Raw genomic sequence first — 15,415 nt, 5'->3', positions numbered from 1 at the left:
GACAGCCCCTATACAGGCATCCGGGCGTGAGGGCGAGCCTGCCCCGGGCGGGGCGCCCCCGCCTGCGGCGCGGGGCTTAGGTCAAGCTTTGCCGTTTCGTATCAGGGCTTTGCCGGCGCTTCCGCAAGCACCACCTGAAGGGGAGGGGGCGAGGAGGGATGCGCTGGCGACGCATCCTCCCCGCGCGGGGCGTCATCGCACCCCGCTTCCCCCGCGGCACCGCCTGTGCGAGGCGTGTCGCGAGGCGGCGCGAGAGCCCCGGAACAGGCGGACGAACCGAATTCGACCCATGTGGACCGTCGAGATCCCGTTCATCGATCCCGTCGCGGCGGCCGAGCGCCTCGCGCCGCTGGGCGACCTCGCCTTCCTCGACAGCGCGATGCACCACGACACGCTGGGGCGGAGCTCGACCGTGGCGGCCTCGCCCTTCGCGCGCTTCCGCTACCGGGACGGCGTCGCGCGCCTCGACGGGCGGGCGGTCCCGGGCGGCCCGATCGCGGCCCTGCGGGCCTGTCTCGCCCCCTACCGCCCCTCCGCCCAGGCGGGAGGGAGCCCCTTCCCCGGCGGCGCCATCGGCTATTTCGCCTACGATCTCGGCCAGGCGCTGGAGCGGGTCGAGCGGCCGGCCCGCCGGGCCGGGCTCACCGACGACATCGCGCTCAACCTCTACGACACGGTGCTGACGATCGACCACGAATCCAGCACCTGCCGCCTCGTCGCCACGGGCTTTCCGGAGAGGGATCCCGCCCGGCGCGAGGCGCGGGCCCGCGCGCGCCTCGACGCCTTCGCGGCAGCGCTCGCGAGCGCGCCGCCGGAGCGGCCGGCGGGGCCCCGGACGCGCCTCGCGTGGCACTCGAACTTTTCCCGGCAAGAGTATGAGTGCGCTGTCGAAACCGTGCGCGACTACATCCGTGCGGGCGACATCTACCAAGCGAACATCGCCCAGCGCTTCTCGGCCGGGCTGCCGCCGGGCTTCGACCCCTTCGCCCTCTATCTGCGCCTGCGCGAGACGAACCCGGCGACCTTCGGCGCCTACCTCGCCTTCGAGGGGCTGACGGTGGCGTCGAGCTCGCCGGAGCGCTTCCTGAAGCTCGAGGGACGCCACGTCGAGACCCGCCCGATCAAGGGCACCGTCCGGCGCGTGGCCGACCCGGAGATGGATCGCCGGCTCGGCGAGGCGCTCCAGGCCAACCCCAAGGAGCGGGCAGAGAACATCATGATCGTCGACCTCCTGAGGAACGATCTCTCGCGGATCTGCGAGCCCCACAGCGTCCGGGTGCCGACGCTCTGCGGCCTGGAATCCTACGCCTCGGTCCACCATCTCGTGTCGGTGGTGACGGGCACCCTGCGGGAGGGGCTGGACGCCCTCGACCTCGTTGCCGCGACCTTCCCCGGCGGCTCCATCACCGGCGCGCCGAAGCTCAGGGCCATGGACATCATCACCGAGATCGAGGGGGATGCCCGCGAGATCTATTGCGGGGCGATCGGCCGGGTCGGCTTCGACGGCTCGCTCGACACCTCGATCGCGATTCGCACCGTGTTCATGGACGCGCAGACCGCCGTGCTGCAGGCGGGCGGTGGCGTCACCCTCCTGTCCGAGCCCGGCCCCGAATACGAGGAGACCCTGACCAAGGCCGCCCGCGTGTTCGAGGCCTTCGAGCCGACCTCATGATCCTCGTCATCGACAATTACGATTCCTTCGTCTTCAACGTGGTCCGCTACCTCGAAGAGCTCGGCGCCACGGTCCGGGTCGCGCGCAACGACGCCCTCGACGTGGCGGGCATCCGGGCGCTGGAGCCGGAGGCCGTCGTGGTCTCGCCCGGCCCCTGCACGCCGGCCGAGGCCGGGATCTCGCTGCCGGCGATCCGCGAACTCTCGGGCGAGGTGCCGATCCTCGGGGTCTGCCTCGGCCATCAGGCGATCGGCGCGGCCTTCGGCGGCAGGGTCGAGCGGGCCCTGCGCCCCCTCCACGGGCAGGCGACCCCCGTCTCGCACGCGGGCCGGGCGCTGTTCACGGGCCTGCCCGCGCCGATGCAGGTGGGCCGCTACCACTCCCTGATCGTGACGCCTCAGCCCGGCATGGAGCGTCATCTCAGCGTCGATGCGGTCTCGGCCGAGGGCGAGGTGATGGCGCTCTCGCACCGGACCCATCCGACCTGGGGCATCCAGTTCCACCCGGAATCGGTGCTGACCGAGAACGGCCACGCCCTGTTCGACAACTTCCTCGGCCTCGCCCGCGACTGGCGGGCGGGGAAGAAGGCCGGCGGCGACCATCCGGCGGTGCGGGCACCCGGCGATGCTGTGGCTTGACGGGCGGCTCACCGAGGGGCCCACGCCCTTCGACCTCGCCGACCGCGGGCTGACGCTCGGCGACGGGGTGTTCGACACCGCGCTCGCCCTGAACGGGCGCGTCGTCTTCGCCGAGGCCCACCGGTCACGGCTCGCGGCCTCCGCCGCGGCCCTCGGCTTCGGCCTCGACCCGGAGCGGATCGGGCAGGCGATGACGGCCCTTGCCGCCGCCGCGGGGGAGGGCGCCCTCGCGATCCGCACCACGGCGACGCGGGGCTCCGGCCCGCGGGGCCTGAAGCCGCCGGCCGAGCCCCGCCCGACCCTGTTCGCCAGCGCGGCCGCGCTGGGACCGGGCCTGTTCTTCGCGCCCTTGAGGCTCCGCCCGACGGAAATCGCCCGCAACGAGACCTCGCCGGCCTCGAGGCTCAAGACCCTCGGCTATCTCGACGCGGTGCTGGCGGCCGGGGAGGCGGCCGCCCACGGTTTCGACGAGGCCCTGTTCTGCAACACGCGCGGGCGCGTCGCTTGCGCCGGCACCGGCAACCTCTTCGCCCTGTTCGGAGACCGGCTGGTGACGCCGCCGCTCGCCGACGGGGTGCTGGCCGGGATCGTCCGGAGCGAGCTCCAGCAGCTCGCCCCCGGCCTCGGCCTCGTGCCGGAGGAGCGCTCGCTGACCCTGCCGGAGCTCATGGGCGCCGATTCCGTGTTCCTCACGAACTCGCTCCGGCTCGTGGCGCCCGTCGCGGCGATCGGCGAGCGGGCCTTCGCCAGCGCCGCGTGCACCGCCTTCGCCGGCCTTCGCGACGCCGTGCGGCGGCGGATCGCCGACGCGTGCGGGACGAGCCCGTGACGGGGCAGGGGGCTCCGCAGCCGGACCCGCAGCCCGTCCGCGTCGGGCTCCGCCTCGCCCTCGTCCTGCTCTACGGGCTCGTCGGGGCGGTGCATCTCGCCGCCCCCGACCGGCTGATGCCGATCATGCCGGGCTGGGTGCCCGCCCCCCGCCTCGTCATCCTGCTCACGGGGCTGTGCGAGATCGCCGGCGCCCTCGCCCTGATGAGCCCGCGCCTGCGCCGTGCGGCGGGGATCGGGCTCGCCCTCTACGCGATCTGCGTGGTGCCGGCCAACATCAAGCACGCGATCGAGAACGTGCCCGTCGCGGGCCTGCCCCGGAGCTGGTGGTACCACGGGCCCCGTCTCGCCTTTCAGCCGGTGCTGGTCTGGGCAGCGCTCTACGCGGGCTGCGTGCTCGACTGGCCGTTCGGCCGTAGGCCCGTCGCGGGGAGGGCGGAACGGGATGCCGGGATCCGGTGATTCCGGGATCCCGGGAGTGAGAGATCGCAGGATCCCGTGAGACGTGTCCCGATCCGCAAGAGGGCCTCTTAACCGCGGGATGGGGCCCTCGTCGCGCCGCCGCGCGGCTTCTGGTACGGTACCGCGCATGCCGAAGAGCCGCGCGCCGGACCGGACCACCTTCGAGCCCGCTGCGGACGCCCCTCCCGAGCAGGCGGATGTCGAGCGCGCCATCGAGGCCGCGCTGCAGCGCCTGCGGCCGGCCCCGCGCAGGACGGGCAAGGCGGCGGGCAAAGCGGTTGGCAAGTCGAAGAAGGGGGGCGGGTAGAGCGCGATGCGCTCTCCTTCCCGCCTTGGGGGAGGGGGTCCGACGGCCTGACGGGGAGGGGAGACGCCCAGCTCGTTTCCGGCCTCAGGCGCCCTTGCCCCCCTCCTCCCGCTTCACGAGGGCCCAGGCCGCCTCCATCGCCGCGAGGTCGCTGTCCGCGAGCCCGCGGCCCGCCGCTTCGAGCCGGGCCGCCATGGCGGTGAAGCGGCGCTCGAACTTGACGTTGCCCCGGCGCAGGGCCTCCTCCGGATCGACGCCCGCGTGGCGGGCGAGGTTCGCCACGGCGAAGAGCAGGTCGCCGATCTCCTCGGCCACCGCCTCCGCCTCGCCGGCGGCGAGCGCCTCCGCCACCTCCTCCGTCTCCTCGCGGACCTTGGCGACCACGGAGGCCGCGTCCGGCCAGTCGAAGCCGAACCCGGCCGCCCGCCGCGAGATCTTCTCGGCCCGGGCGAGCGCGGGGAGCGCGTGGGCGATGCCGGAGAGCGGCCCCGCCGGCCGCGCCCCCTCCCCGCGGGCGGCGCGCTCCTCGGCCTTGATCGCGCTCCAGAGCCGCTCGATCTCGGCCGGGTCGCGCAGGCGCTCGGCCTCGGGCAGGAGCCGGCCTTGCGCGTCGAACACGTGCGGGTGCCGCCGTACCAGCTTCTCGGCGATCGTGCGCGCCACGTCGTCGAAGCCGAAGGCGCCCGCCTCCTCGGCCATCCGCGCATGGAAGACGACCTGGAGCAGCAGGTCGCCGAGTTCCTCGCGCAGGTCGTCGAGATCCCCGCGCGCGATCGCGTCGGCCACCTCGTAGGCCTCCTCCAGCGTGTAGGGGACGATGCTGGCGAAGCTCTGCGCCACGTCCCAGGCGCAACCCCGCTCGGGATCCCTCAGCTCGGCCATCAGACGCAGGAGCCGGGTGGTCGGTGTCTCGTCAAGCAGCGGCATCGGCAATGTCCTGGAGGGCGGGTCAATCCTGGGGGCGGGGAGGGCCGGTCGCATCCGGGATGCCGACGCTCCTTAAGGGACCGGCTGCGCCGACGCACCTGACATCCGCGAGGGATCGATCGCAGCCGACCGGCTTCAAGGGGAGGGCGCATGGGGAAAACTCCGGTATATTCCCTTCATTCCCATTGGAAAAGGTAACGTCGATCGACCGTTCGCTGAAACGAACGCTGCCCCGACGCCTTAGGAAACCTATCAGGAAGGATTCTCAGAGAGTCAGTTCAGCAAGTTATATGAGAGAGCAGAAACTCTCATACCTTCAAGAGGATAGACCACTTTCCCGTATGGGACTCTGCGCGGATGCGCATACGAGTCTGCGCGGGCGCGTATGGGATTCTGCGGGTGGTTCGCGGAGGTGCGCATCGGATTCGGCGTGATCGCGTATGCGATTCGGCGTGAATTCCGGGTCGGAGCGGTGGAGAATGGGGACAAGTCCGGAGCCGCCCGGCGTATCGAACTCTGCGCGGCCCGGCCCCCGGACGGGCGCCCGTATCGAACTCTGCGCGGGCTTCCCGGACGGCCCCGGATCTCCGCCGGCGATCCGGCTCCCGTGGAGAAGCGTGAATATCCGGGATAAGCCCGGCGATCCGCCGTCGCGTCCGGGGGCGCTCGGACTCCTGACCCGCGAATCGTGCCATCTCTGCCCGGATCAGGCGGGCCGGGTTCCGGCGTGGACGCCAACCCCTCACGGTTGAGCTGCCGCGCCGCCTCCCGACCCGCGGGCCTGGAGGCGGCGCGGCTCGGTATCTTCGGGATGACGATGGGCATCGAGGACAGACTGGCCGGCATCCGCGACGCCGATCTCCTGGCGGAGGTCGAGGCGGCGCGCGGCGGCTTCCTGTTCGGCCAGATCGTCGAGCACATCCTGCATCGCCAGCGCGAGCGGGACGCGGCCCACGCGCTGCGCGACGCCGCCGAGAACCGGCGCGCCCGCCTCGGCCGCGACGCGCGCCGCCGCGACGCGATCCGCGAGGTCATCGAGAACGAGCCGACGGCCCCGGAGAACCTGCAGCACATCCACTCGGTGCTGGCGCTCTGCGGCCTGCCCTACCGCGATCCCGGGCCGGTGCGGGACTTCGTCCGCACCTACGGCCGCAACTCGCTGAGCCTCGTGGCCGGGCGCCTCAAGAGCCCCCTGACGGGCGAGATGGAGCCGCAGGGGCTCCCCTACGGCCCCAAGGCCCGCCTCGTGCTCCTGCACCTCTGCACCGAGGCCGTGCGGCAGCGCAGCCCCACGATCGAGGTCGCGCAATCGCTCTCCGCCTTCATGCGCGAGATGGGGTTCGCCGTGACGGGGGGCGAGCGCGGCACGATCCGCCAGTTCAAGGAGCAGCTCAACCGTCTGGCCGCCTGCACCATGCAGATCGGCCTCTGGGACGGGGAGGCGCGGGCCCGCACCCTCAACGTGCCGCCCTTCCGCAGCCTCGACCTCTGGCGCGGCGCGAGCCCCGACGGCCTCGCCTGGTCGAAGACGGTCGAGTTCCACCAGGATTTCTACGACAACCTGATCCAGCACGCCCTGCCGGTCGACATCCGGGCGGCCCGCGCCTTCTCCGGCTCGGCCCGCAAGCTCGACCTGCTGTTCTGGGTCGGCTACCGCCTGCGCGCCCTGCATCGGCCCCTGCGCCTGACCTGGGACAACCTGCACGGCCAGTTCGGGGCGGAGAACGCCAGCATCCGCAGTTTCCGCCAGGCCTTCAAGGCCGACCTCGCCCATCTCTGCGAGGTGTTCCCGCGGCTGCCGATCGCCCTCGACGACAACGGCATGACCCTCCAGCCGGCCGATCCGAGCGCCCTCCTCGTGCCGCCGCGCGCTCCGAAGCCGCAGGCGAAGCGCGCTTAGGGAACGTACAGAATATACGTTTTATTACTGAAGGGTACCGACCCGTATTCCGGGTGTTGCCGCACGTCGCGCTGCCATCTCAGGTGGACGGAATATAAGGAACGGAACGCTTGCCGGATGATCCGGCGCCGGTTATTCCCTACGCATGGACGGAATGGAAAGCCGGATGTTCCCTTCGGAGGCGGAGATCGAGGATCGGCTCGCGGCCTTGCGGCGCCGGCGCGAGGCCCTCGACCGGCTGATCGCGGACCACGCGCTCTACCTCGAACTCGGGCGCCGCCTGCGCGGCCCCGGAGGGGTCGGTTCGGAGCCGGTTGATCCGGTCGACGAGCCCGCCCTCGAACAGGGCGAGGCGAGGCCGCGGGCCGCCCCCGCTCGGCCCCCCGAGCCCGATATCCCCGCCGATGCGGAGCCCGGATTCGGTTGCCCTCACGACGGGCCGATGGCGCCTGCACCCTCGGATGCGGGGCCTCCCGCCCCCCTGCCGGTGGCCTTCGAGGAGGATCCGGTCGCCGCCCGCCGCTACGGGCGCGCCCTGATCGCGGCGGCTCTGGCGGCGCTTGCCGAGGCGGACCGGCCGCTCCACGCGGGCGAGATCCTGGAGCGGATCGGGCGCCAGGGCTTCGTCCTGCCGGGGCAGGACCCGGTCGCGGCCCTCAACACGCGCCTGTGGAAGCGCTCCGGCCCCGGCGGCCCGGTCCGGCGCCTCGGCGAGGCCGTCTACGCGCTCGCCGAGGACTGAGGGATCAAGGCTCCCGGCGGCCCTTCAGGAACAGGGCGAGGCGGTAGGTGCGCAGGCCCGCGATGGTCGAGGCGACGAGGAAGCCGTAGACGCCGCCGGTGATGTGCCGCCGCACGAGGTAGTATTTCAGGAACGTGGTGAGCGGCTCGACGCAGATCCTGAGCAGCGTCGGCAGGCGCGCCTTGCGGACCTCCCGCGCCTGCAGGCGGAAATAGGCCGTGTTCTTCTCGATCAAATGGCCGAGCGAGCGGATCGACTGGTGGTAGACCGGCGCCCGGACGCGCCCCCTGTGCTCCGGCGCGAGCTTGATCTCGTCGAAGACGCTGCTCTCGGGGAAGCGGCAGCGGGTCTTGTCGTAGAGCCGGACATAGGTGTGGTAGTCGGCGAGCGGGCGCGGGCGCTCATGCCCGGGATAGACATGGCTGATGGTGAAGGCGAAGCCGTGGATCCCGGGCGGGATCGGCCGCGACAGGAGGTCGATCAGCTCGGCGCGCACGGGCTCGGGCAGCCACTCGTCGGCATCGAGGTTGAGCACCCAGTCGTGGCGCGCCATCTCCTCGGCGAAGCGCTTCTGCTGGCCGTAGCCGGTCCAGGGATTGAAATGGCAGCGGGCGCCGTGCCGCTCGGCGAGCGCCACCGTCCCGTCCGTGCTGCCCGAATCGATCACGACGATCTCGCGCGCGATGCCCTTCACGCTCTCGATGCAGCGCGCGATCCGGTCAGCCTCGTCGCGGGCGATGATCGTGCAGGAGACGGCGACCGGTAGCGGGCGGTCCGGCTGCGTGGGCGCGTCCATGAGGGGTTCGGCGGCCTCCGTGAGCCCGCGCCGCCCGGAGGAGCGCCCGGGGCGGGGCGTTGTCGGCAGAGGCTTATAGAGGCTCGGGGGCGGCGGGCCTAGGGGCGCGGCCCGCGCCCGGCGCCGGGGCGCCTCGCGGCAGGGAAGGCGGGAAGGCCGGCGGTGCGGGCGTGCCGATCGGCCCCGCCCGCACCGCCGGTCCCGAAAACCGCGCCGGCCGGCGACTCCCGCGCGGGTCCCGGCAGGCAGGAAACACCCGCGCCCCGGCCGAGCGCCAGGGGAATAAAGGCTTAGCTCCCGATGCGCCGTGGGTCAGTGCAGCCGCGCGGGCGCCTCGGCGGCCGGCGGCGCGCCGGCTCCGCCCGCGGCCCCGAAGCCGAGGGCCTCGGCAGCCTGGCAGATGCGCAGCTCCGCCTCGACGGCCCGGGCCTCGGCGGCGGCGCAGGCGCGGGCCTGCGACCCGAGTTCCTCCCGCAGCCGGCGCAGGCTCGCCTCCGTCACGGCGAGCCGCGCCTCGCTCTCCCGCGCGGCGGCCTCCGCCCGCTCGGTTCGGGCATTCGCCGCGCGGACATGATCGACCACGCGGGCGAGGAGGGCGAGCAGCGTGTCCGTTCGGGCGCTCATCGGGCGTGTCGTCTCTCTCGCTGGCCGGGCCGCGGGGCCTTCGGAAAGGCCAAGCTTCTGCCACGTGGACGCGGCCAGTGTCACCACCTGCGGTCGCATCCGGGCCGAAGCCGGCCCCGAGCCGGATCGACGGCGCACCATCTCCGAAGGTTCGCGCGGGGAGCCTCGCCGCTTGCCTTGCCCTGCCAGCGTATTCGCGTGCAGGGCGCCCGCAGCCTTTGGGCAGACGTCAGATTCCGTCCGCGCGCGTCAACGAAGAGGGTCGGGTGGTGCGAAGAAAGGATTGCCAATTGCCCGCGGATCAGTCCCAATGAATGCTGCGGCTCGCGAAGGCCGTTCTTCATCAGCGCTTTCTTTGCACATGGGGGGCCTCATGTTCGAGTTCGTGCGCAGCCTCTGGGACGTCGATAGTCTCTCGCCCCACGGCATCTGTCTGCTCTGGCGGCCGGAACTGATCTGGACGCATGTCGTCTCGGACACGCTCATCGCGCTCGCCTATTTCTCGATTCCCGGCGCGCTCGCCACCTTCGTCTCCCGCCGCCCCGACATCGTGTTCGGCTGGATGTTCTGGTCGTTTGCGGTCTTCATCACCGCCTGCGGGGCGACGCACCTCTTCGCGATCTGGACCCTGTGGGTGCCCGATTACGGGGCCGAGGCCCTGGTCAAGGCCGTGACCGCACTCGCCTCGGTTGCAACCGCCATCGCCCTCTGGAAGCTCCTGCCGCAGGCGCTGGCGCTGCCCTCGCCGACGCAGCTTCGCCGCGCCAACGAGGAGCTCAAGGCGCGCATCGCGGAGCGCGACCGGGCGCTCGCCGCGCTGGAACTCGCCACCGCCGAGCAGCGGCGCACCGAGGCGCTGCTGCGCCAGTCGCAGAAGATGGAGGCGATCGGCCAGCTCACGGGGGGCGTCGCGCACGATTTCAACAACCTGCTCAACGTGGTGCTCGCCAATCTCGAGCGGGTGGAGCGGCGCCTGGACCCGGCCAGCCCGCTGCTCGGCCCCGTACGCGACGCGATGACGGGGGCCGAGCGGGCGGCGGCGGTGACCCACAAGCTCCTCGCCTTCGCCCGCAAGCAGCCGCTCTCGCCCGTGAGCAGCGACGTGAACGGGCTGATCGGCGCCTTCGCGGAGCTGCTGCGCGGCACGATCGGCCCGCAGATCCGCCTTGAGACGGATCTCGCGCCGGATCTGCCGCGGGTCGAACTCGATCCGAACCAGTTCGAGAACGCGATCCTCAACCTCGCCGTCAATGCCCGCGATGCCATGCCGAAGGGCGGCGTGCTCACCCTGGCGACGCGGGCCCTGCGGCCGGAGGAGGGGTTGGGCCTCGCGGGTGGTCCGGCGGAGGCCGGCCTCGTCGTCGAGGTGCGCGACACCGGCGCCGGCATGCCGCCCGAGGTCGCCGCCCGCGCCTTCGAGCCCTTCTTCACGACGAAGCCCCTCGGCCAGGGCACCGGGCTCGGGCTCAGCCAGGTCTTCGGCTTCGCCCAGCAATCGGGCGGCACCGCCGCGATCGTGATCGGGCCGCAGGGCGGCACGATCGTGCGGCTCCTCTTCCCCGCCCCCGCGCCCCGGACGGCGCCCGCACCCGCAGCGGCGACGGCAGAGCCGCCGGCGCTGCCGGGCCTCTCCCTGGCAGGGGCATGACGAGGGCGGGCATGACGAGGGCGGGCATGACGAGGGCGGGCATGACGGACCGGCCGCGGATCCTCGTCGTCGAGGACGAGGCCATGCTGATCGAGGTGGTCGCGGCCGAGCTCGAGGAAGCGGGCTACGAGGTCGTGCAGGCGCTGACGGGCGAGGCGGCGGCGGCGATCCTCGCCGCGCGCACGCCGATCGACCTCCTGTTCACGGATATCCGCCTGCCCGGAGACCTCGACGGCTGGGGCGTGGCCGAACAGGCCCGCGCCCTGCAGCCGGGCCTGCCGGTGATCTACGTGACGGGCTACAGCGCCGAGGAGCCCCGGCAGGTGCGCGACAGCCTCCTCGTCATGAAGCCCTACCGCCCCTCCGCCATCGTCGCGGCCGTGCGCCGCCTCGGCATCGGCTGAGCGGCGGACCTGCCCTCAGCCCGCCAGGGGCGGCAGGGTGCCGAGCAGGCGCAGGAGGTCGCGCAGGTTCTGCGTGCCGGTGCGGGCGAGGATGCCGAGGAAGTGGGTGCGGGCCGTGCTCACCGCGACGCCGCGGGCGGCGGCGGCCTCCTCGAAGGTGAGGCCTGCCGCGAGCTGCCCGCAGAGGGCGGCCTGGGCCGGGGTCAGGCCGAAGAGCCGCTGCAGCAGGGCCGGGGCGGGGGCGGCCGGCGCGTCGTCCCGGCGCAGGGTGAGGAGCGCGCTGGGAGCGGCGCGCCCCGCCCCCAGCGGCGTGGCCAGCACCGAGAGCCGGATTCCGTCCTTCCCCCGCAGCCGCATCGCCCCGGGCCGCCCGGCGGCCGCGCCCTGCACCAGGGCACGCAGGTCCGCGCTCTCGCCGGGCGAGGCCGCCGCGAGAGCGCCGCGCGGCCCGAGCGCGAGGCCGGCGCCCGCCCGCGCGAGATCCTCGGCCGCACGGTTGAGCCGGCGCACCCGCCCGTTCGGCCCGCAGACGACGATTCCGAAGGCGAGGGCATCGAGGGCGTCCGCGGCCTCCCCTCCGCGTGCGCCGACTGCGCGGAAGCGGCGGTGCAGACGCAGGGCCGCCCCGAGATGGAGGCCCAGATCCGCGAGCCGGTCCTTGTCCGCCACGTCGAGGAGGCGGCTGCCCGCCGCGCGGTTGACGGAGACCGTGCCGATGATCCCCGGCTCGAGCGGCATGGCGAGGCCCATCGGCCGGCGCATACCGTAATGGCGGGCGAAATCGTTGTAGAACTCGCTGCGCAGGAGCATGTCCTCGTCGACCTGCTCGGGGCCGAGGAAGACCCGGCCGGGCTGGCGCCGCGCGGCGCTCCAGGGGTCGATCCGGTGATAATAGGCGAGGTAGGGCGCGGTGGAGGCGGCGATATCGTCGGTCACCGTGAGGTCGCAGACCCGGCCCTCCTCCACGAGCCAGATCCCGGCCGTCTCCGTGTCCATCACCGACTGGACGATCGCGGCCATGCGCCGGAGCGCGTCCGGCTCGCCGGCGGCCTCGTAGAGCGCCGCGATCCGCTCGGGACTTAACGGGTCGGGCATCGAGGCATCTTGGTAGAGCAAGACGGATATACAACCGCCAATTGGTTTATTGAATAATAATACACGTATCGTCCATATGCCCGCCGATTTGTTCTTCTGAGATTCCTCTCAGACTTGAAATACGACATCAAGCATCCGGAAGATCGATGTCAAGATTGACCTCGATCCGAGGCGCTCGACGGAACGACTGTGCAATCCTGGCGCAAGCCGCACGCGATAGAGGTTTCGCGTGCCACCTCCTCAGAAGTGAGGAGGCGGCACGCTTCAAGGCCGCATAAGGCTGGGCCGGAGACGAGAAGGAGCGCGCGGATGCGGACCCTGACCATCGCGAGGAGGACGGCCTTCGGCGCCGCGGCGCTTGCGCTGGCCGCGATGGCGCCCGGCCCGGTCGCGGCTCAGGGCTTCGGGCAGCGCCCGTCCTCCAATGCCTCTATCGGGAGCGTGCCGCCCTCGCGTCAGCCCGCGATCCAGCCGCGCCCTGCGGTCGAGCCGAAGGTCCAGCCGAAGCCCGGCGGTCCGGCGGCGTCCAACCCGTTCGCCAATGTCGGCAAGCCGACGCCGATCGTCGGCGGCCCGGCCTGGACCGACAAGAACCGGCGCTGAGGCGACGGGATCCACGATCTTCGAGGGAGGAGCACACCATGCGCAACGGGGCAGGATCCATCGCTGGGGCCGTCCTCGCGGCCTCTCTCCTGGGAGGGCCTGCGCTCGCGGGCGGTATCGGCGGTGCACGCCCTGCGGCCGCTCCGGCGCCGCTCGTCAAGCCCGCCATGCCCCGGCCGCCCGGCGCGGGTGCAGCGCCGCCCGTCCAGCAGCAACTGAGACCCCCATCCGTCAGCCCCACCTATATCGGCGGCGGCGTCTATCAGATGTCGAACGGCCAGAAGGTCAACGCGGGCGGCCCGCCGCCCGCGCGGGTCGCACCCGGCGGCATTCGCTGAGGCGCCGGACACCGGTTGATCGATCCATCCCGGCTCGACGGTGCCGATGGTTCGGCAAAATCTGCTCTTCGTCCGCTTTGCGGGCGCGGGAAGACCAGAAAGATCGGACGTCCTCCTCACTTCTGGGGAAGCGTCCTGGAAAAAATGAGTGTTCGTTGAGCGGGTGAGAGCGGGACATCTTCGCCTCACCGATCGCATCCAGGCCGCCGGGGCGGACGGGCTGGGTGGGTGCTCCTCCTCCGCCGAAGGGTTCCGACGATGACACGCCGTCCCACGTTCCCGCTGCTCGGCGCGGCGCTCCTCACCTCCGGCTTCCTCGCCGCCTCATCGGCCCAGGCCTGCACGGGGGCGCTCTGCTACACGCGGCCCGGCGGCGTTGCCGCCCGGCCGGTCGTCGGTACTCCGAGCAAGGTCGTCGTTCCCCAGCCGACAGTGTCGAACAAGGTCAATTATGGCCATGGCGGCATCGTTGCCGCGGGTGCCGGGAACGCGAAGGATCAGCTCAGCAAGGGCGCGGCCGTGCAGGTGAGCCGGCCGCCGAACTTCCGGTAACGCTCGCTCTTCCATCGAACGTTCAGATCGAAGCGTTTCAGCCCGGCCTTGCGGCCGGGCTATACTGCTTTATTCGCACGCAGTCGGTTGCTTTTCGGCAACAGATGCACCTTATCAAAGCGCAAATATTGAAATTTTCGCCGAATCTTCAGCAATCTGTACCGGATAGACTTGGAGAGATTCGGTGCGAAAACTTTCGATCATCTGCGGATTGCTCGCGACGGGGCCGGCCTGGGCGGCCGACCTCGCCCTGGCGCCGGCCGCGCCGCCCGCCTTCGAGCCGGCCTGGACCACGACGTTCAACACCGAGTTCCGGTATTTCAGCTTCAGCGGCACCAAGGGCCAGCCAACCGGCGTCGCCCCGCTCGGCGTGCGCGGCTCCGGCACGCAATTCTACCTGCCCTTCGGCCTCGCCATCTCGGGCCAGCCGAGCCCCGACCTGAAGATCGATCTCACTGCCCGCGGCGGCTACGTCGATTCGCGGCAGGGCACGCCGGGCCTCAGCGGCTCCGTGCGCACCGCCCTCGACACGCAGCTCTCGGCCACCGCCACCTATCTCGGCATCGACGGGGTTCAGCCCTTCGCCTCGATCAACATGAACCTGCCCACCGGCGAGAGCTACCTCGCGGGCACGCGCTTCCTCGCCCGGCTCGATTCGGACCTCGTGGACGTGCCGACCTTCGGGGAGGGGCTGAATTTCGGCCCGAGCGTCGGCGTCAACGTGCCCCTCGGCCAGACGATGCTGTTCAACCTGACCCTCGGCTACACGACCCGCGGGCCCTTCTTCCGCGAGGGTCCGCCGGACCCGTTCACGGGGATCGACGCCTTCGTCGAGACGAAATCCGGCGACACCGCCTCGGTCACCGCCTCGCTCGCCTACGAGGAGGGTCCCTGGAGCGGCAACCTCGCCGTGGTCTACTCGCAGGACGGCACCACCTTCGTCGATCGGGCGCCGCTGATCCGCTCGGGCGAGCGCGTCGGCATCTCGGGACAGGTGGGCTATGCCTGGGCGGAGGCGTGGCTGACGACGCTGAGCGCCTCCTTCAACAACACGCAGCGCAACTTCGTGCCGAACGCCGTGCTGCCGGGTCTCGTGGCCGAGCCGCGCAACTCGAACAGCAACCTCTACCGCGTCGGCCTCGACACCCTGTACCGCCGGGGCAGCTTCGCGCTCGGGCCCACCCTGAGCTATCTCTACCGCGACGTGAATTCCTATGACCCGACCACGTTCCAGTTCCTGCCGGCCCGCGAGCGCTACGGGGCGGGCGGCACCCTGCAATACACGCTCACCGAGACGGTCTCCCTGAGCCTGCGTGGCGAGCGCATCTTCGTGCGCGAGGCCGTGAACCCGGACAAGGAGCCCTTCCCGGGCTTCGGGATCGTGCCTGGCACGGGCCAGCCGCGCCTGTCCTACACGGGCTGGTCGATCGGCGGCGGCGCCACCATCCGGTTCTGAGGAGTCGACGATGCGTCACACATCCCTTTCCCTCCTCGCCCTCGCCCTCCTCGCCGGCCCGCAGGGGGTGCCCGAGGCCGCCGCGCAGCCGCGCGCCGTCGCGGCCCCGCCGCTCCGCCCGGCCGCCTGCCCGGAGGGCCGGCTCAGCGACGGGTCCTGCGTGAACCCGCGCCTCGCCTTCGCGGCCCGTCAGCAGGGCGTCTGCTACACGCAGGTGAAGCTCTCCTACATCGTCTGCCCCGGCGTGCTGCCCGGGCTCGACACCCGCTACAGGTACCCCTTCAACGTCGTCACCGAGCGCCAGCGCGAGCTGAACGTCGTGTTCGAGCGCTGAGCGGCTGCGCGGGCCCGGCCGGTCGCTTCCGCGCCGGCACCGCGCGACCCTCTCGACCGTGCGGGCGAGGGCGGGGCGGGGGGGCCGCC

18 protein-coding genes are annotated in these 15,415 nt (G+C 72.0%); 14 read left to right on the top strand and 4 right to left on the bottom strand.

Annotation, left to right across the window (positions count from 1 at the left end; genetic code table 11):
- Window positions 1-289 precede the first annotated feature (289 nt).
- The 5 genes from pabB to E1J50_RS09400 all read left to right on the top strand — a co-directional run bounded on the left by pabB (window position 290) and on the right by E1J50_RS09400 (window position 3,907).
- Complete coding sequence (gene pabB / locus E1J50_RS09420) at window positions 290-1,672, top strand: aminodeoxychorismate synthase component I (protein ID WP_132252823.1); 1,383 nt, start codon at window positions 290-292, stop codon at window positions 1,670-1,672.
- A complete protein-coding gene (locus E1J50_RS09415) occupies window positions 1,669-2,310 on the top strand; it encodes an anthranilate synthase component II (protein WP_132252821.1) in 642 nt (213 codons plus the stop codon). Before pabB ends, E1J50_RS09415 begins: the two co-directional genes overlap by 4 nt.
- Complete coding sequence (locus E1J50_RS09410; protein WP_132252817.1) at window positions 2,297-3,139, top strand: aminotransferase class IV; 843 nt, start codon at window positions 2,297-2,299, stop codon at window positions 3,137-3,139. Before E1J50_RS09415 ends, E1J50_RS09410 begins: the two co-directional genes overlap by 14 nt.
- A 65-nt stretch (window positions 3,140-3,204) precedes the next feature.
- Window positions 3,205-3,600 (top strand): DoxX family protein, encoded by a 396-nt coding sequence (locus tag E1J50_RS09405; protein WP_132252855.1) that lies wholly within the window; start codon window positions 3,205-3,207, stop codon window positions 3,598-3,600.
- Between the two features lie 127 nt (window positions 3,601-3,727).
- Window positions 3,728-3,907, top strand: a complete 180-nt coding sequence (locus tag E1J50_RS09400) for a hypothetical protein (RefSeq protein ID WP_207919177.1) — start codon at window positions 3,728-3,730, stop codon at window positions 3,905-3,907.
- An 84-nt stretch (window positions 3,908-3,991) separates the two neighbouring features.
- Here E1J50_RS09400 and mazG read toward each other — a convergent pair whose 3' ends face one another.
- A complete protein-coding gene (mazG, locus tag E1J50_RS09395) occupies window positions 3,992-4,834 on the bottom strand; it encodes a nucleoside triphosphate pyrophosphohydrolase (protein ID WP_132252811.1) in 843 nt (280 codons plus the stop codon).
- 817 nt (window positions 4,835-5,651) lie between these two features.
- Between mazG and E1J50_RS09390 the strand changes: the two genes are divergently transcribed.
- Together E1J50_RS09390 and E1J50_RS09385 are read left to right on the top strand one after the other, a co-directional pair.
- Window positions 5,652-6,734, top strand: a complete 1,083-nt coding sequence (locus E1J50_RS09390) for a replication protein RepA (RefSeq protein WP_132252808.1) — start codon at window positions 5,652-5,654, stop codon at window positions 6,732-6,734.
- Window positions 6,735-6,900: 166 nt separating this feature from the next.
- On the top strand, window positions 6,901-7,476 hold the full coding sequence (locus E1J50_RS09385; RefSeq protein ID WP_132252805.1) for an HTH domain-containing protein: 576 nt from the start codon (window positions 6,901-6,903) through the stop codon (window positions 7,474-7,476).
- A 4-nt stretch (window positions 7,477-7,480) separates the two neighbouring features.
- On the opposite strand, the gene E1J50_RS09380 is transcribed toward E1J50_RS09385, so the two are convergent.
- Complete coding sequence (locus E1J50_RS09380; protein WP_132252802.1) at window positions 7,481-8,272, bottom strand: glycosyltransferase family 2 protein; 792 nt, start codon at window positions 8,270-8,272, stop codon at window positions 7,481-7,483.
- Window positions 8,273-8,584: 312 nt separating this feature from the next.
- Window positions 8,585-8,896: a hypothetical protein gene (locus E1J50_RS09375; RefSeq protein ID WP_132252799.1), complete on the bottom strand. Its 312-nt coding sequence runs from the start codon at window positions 8,894-8,896 to the stop codon at window positions 8,585-8,587.
- Window positions 8,897-9,269: 373 nt separating this feature from the next.
- On the opposite strand from E1J50_RS09375, the gene E1J50_RS09370 reads away from it, so the two are divergent.
- Window positions 9,270-10,544, top strand: a complete 1,275-nt coding sequence (locus E1J50_RS09370) for an ATP-binding protein (protein ID WP_132252796.1) — start codon at window positions 9,270-9,272, stop codon at window positions 10,542-10,544.
- 41 nt (window positions 10,545-10,585) lie between these two features.
- Entirely contained in the window at window positions 10,586-10,948 is a 363-nt protein-coding gene (locus tag E1J50_RS09365) for a response regulator (RefSeq protein WP_132252794.1), read from the top strand.
- Window positions 10,949-10,963: 15 nt separating this feature from the next.
- Here the strand turns inward: E1J50_RS09365 and E1J50_RS09360 are convergent, their stop codons facing one another.
- Window positions 10,964-12,043, bottom strand: coding sequence for a helix-turn-helix transcriptional regulator (locus E1J50_RS09360; protein ID WP_132252791.1), 1,080 nt, complete (start codon window positions 12,041-12,043; stop codon window positions 10,964-10,966).
- A gap of 309 nt (window positions 12,044-12,352) precedes the next feature.
- On the opposite strand from E1J50_RS09360, the gene E1J50_RS09355 reads away from it, so the two are divergent.
- From E1J50_RS09355 to E1J50_RS09335, 5 genes are all read left to right on the top strand, one after another.
- Window positions 12,353-12,646 carry a hypothetical protein gene (locus E1J50_RS09355; protein WP_132252788.1) on the top strand — a complete coding sequence of 98 codons (294 nt, stop codon included), beginning with the start codon at window positions 12,353-12,355 and terminating at the stop codon, window positions 12,644-12,646.
- Window positions 12,647-12,684: 38 nt separating this feature from the next.
- The gene (locus tag E1J50_RS09350; RefSeq protein ID WP_132252786.1) at window positions 12,685-12,984 is read left to right on the top strand and encodes a hypothetical protein; all 300 of its coding nucleotides are present in this window, start codon (window positions 12,685-12,687) and stop codon (window positions 12,982-12,984) included.
- Window positions 12,985-13,242: 258 nt separating this feature from the next.
- Window positions 13,243-13,536, top strand: coding sequence for a hypothetical protein (locus tag E1J50_RS09345; RefSeq protein ID WP_132252784.1), 294 nt, complete (start codon window positions 13,243-13,245; stop codon window positions 13,534-13,536).
- Window positions 13,537-13,720: 184 nt separating this feature from the next.
- The gene (locus E1J50_RS09340) at window positions 13,721-14,992 is read left to right on the top strand and encodes a hypothetical protein (protein WP_132252782.1); all 1,272 of its coding nucleotides are present in this window, start codon (window positions 13,721-13,723) and stop codon (window positions 14,990-14,992) included.
- Window positions 14,993-15,002: 10 nt separating this feature from the next.
- Window positions 15,003-15,326 carry a hypothetical protein gene (locus tag E1J50_RS09335; protein ID WP_132252780.1) on the top strand — a complete coding sequence of 108 codons (324 nt, stop codon included), beginning with the start codon at window positions 15,003-15,005 and terminating at the stop codon, window positions 15,324-15,326.
- The last annotated feature ends 89 nt before the right edge of the window (window positions 15,327-15,415 follow it).

It is taken from the genome of Methylobacterium segetis (assembly GCF_004348265.1).
In the GTDB taxonomy this organism is placed as follows: domain Bacteria; phylum Pseudomonadota; class Alphaproteobacteria; order Rhizobiales; family Beijerinckiaceae; genus Methylobacterium; species Methylobacterium segetis.
The sequence above is the reverse complement of the archived record's forward strand: the minus strand, read 5'-3'. Positions and strand labels throughout refer to the sequence as shown.

Coding starts and splice junctions, on each gene's coding strand:
- E1J50_RS09350 (WP_132252786.1), top strand. CDS start 12,685: ATGCGCAACGGGGCAGGATCCATCGCTGGGGCCGTCCTCGCGGCCTCT.
- E1J50_RS09415 (WP_132252821.1), top strand. CDS start 1,669: ATGATCCTCGTCATCGACAATTACGATTCCTTCGTCTTCAACGTGGTC.
- E1J50_RS09355 (WP_132252788.1), top strand. CDS start 12,353: ATGCGGACCCTGACCATCGCGAGGAGGACGGCCTTCGGCGCCGCGGCG.
- E1J50_RS09410 (WP_132252817.1), top strand. CDS start 2,297: ATGCTGTGGCTTGACGGGCGGCTCACCGAGGGGCCCACGCCCTTCGAC.
- E1J50_RS09365 (WP_132252794.1), top strand. CDS start 10,586: ATGACGGACCGGCCGCGGATCCTCGTCGTCGAGGACGAGGCCATGCTG.
- E1J50_RS09385 (WP_132252805.1), top strand. CDS start 6,901: ATGTTCCCTTCGGAGGCGGAGATCGAGGATCGGCTCGCGGCCTTGCGG.
- E1J50_RS09335 (WP_132252780.1), top strand. CDS start 15,003: ATGCGTCACACATCCCTTTCCCTCCTCGCCCTCGCCCTCCTCGCCGGC.
- E1J50_RS09370 (WP_132252796.1), top strand. CDS start 9,270: ATGTTCGAGTTCGTGCGCAGCCTCTGGGACGTCGATAGTCTCTCGCCC.
- E1J50_RS09390 (WP_132252808.1), top strand. CDS start 5,652: ATGGGCATCGAGGACAGACTGGCCGGCATCCGCGACGCCGATCTCCTG.
- E1J50_RS09380 (WP_132252802.1), bottom strand. CDS start 8,272: ATGGACGCGCCCACGCAGCCGGACCGCCCGCTACCGGTCGCCGTCTCC.
- E1J50_RS09345 (WP_132252784.1), top strand. CDS start 13,243: ATGACACGCCGTCCCACGTTCCCGCTGCTCGGCGCGGCGCTCCTCACC.
- E1J50_RS09400 (WP_207919177.1), top strand. CDS start 3,728: ATGCCGAAGAGCCGCGCGCCGGACCGGACCACCTTCGAGCCCGCTGCG.
- E1J50_RS09375 (WP_132252799.1), bottom strand. CDS start 8,896: ATGAGCGCCCGAACGGACACGCTGCTCGCCCTCCTCGCCCGCGTGGTC.
- E1J50_RS09360 (WP_132252791.1), bottom strand. CDS start 12,043: ATGCCCGACCCGTTAAGTCCCGAGCGGATCGCGGCGCTCTACGAGGCC.
- mazG (WP_132252811.1), bottom strand. CDS start 4,834: ATGCCGCTGCTTGACGAGACACCGACCACCCGGCTCCTGCGTCTGATG.
- pabB (WP_132252823.1), top strand. CDS start 290: ATGTGGACCGTCGAGATCCCGTTCATCGATCCCGTCGCGGCGGCCGAG.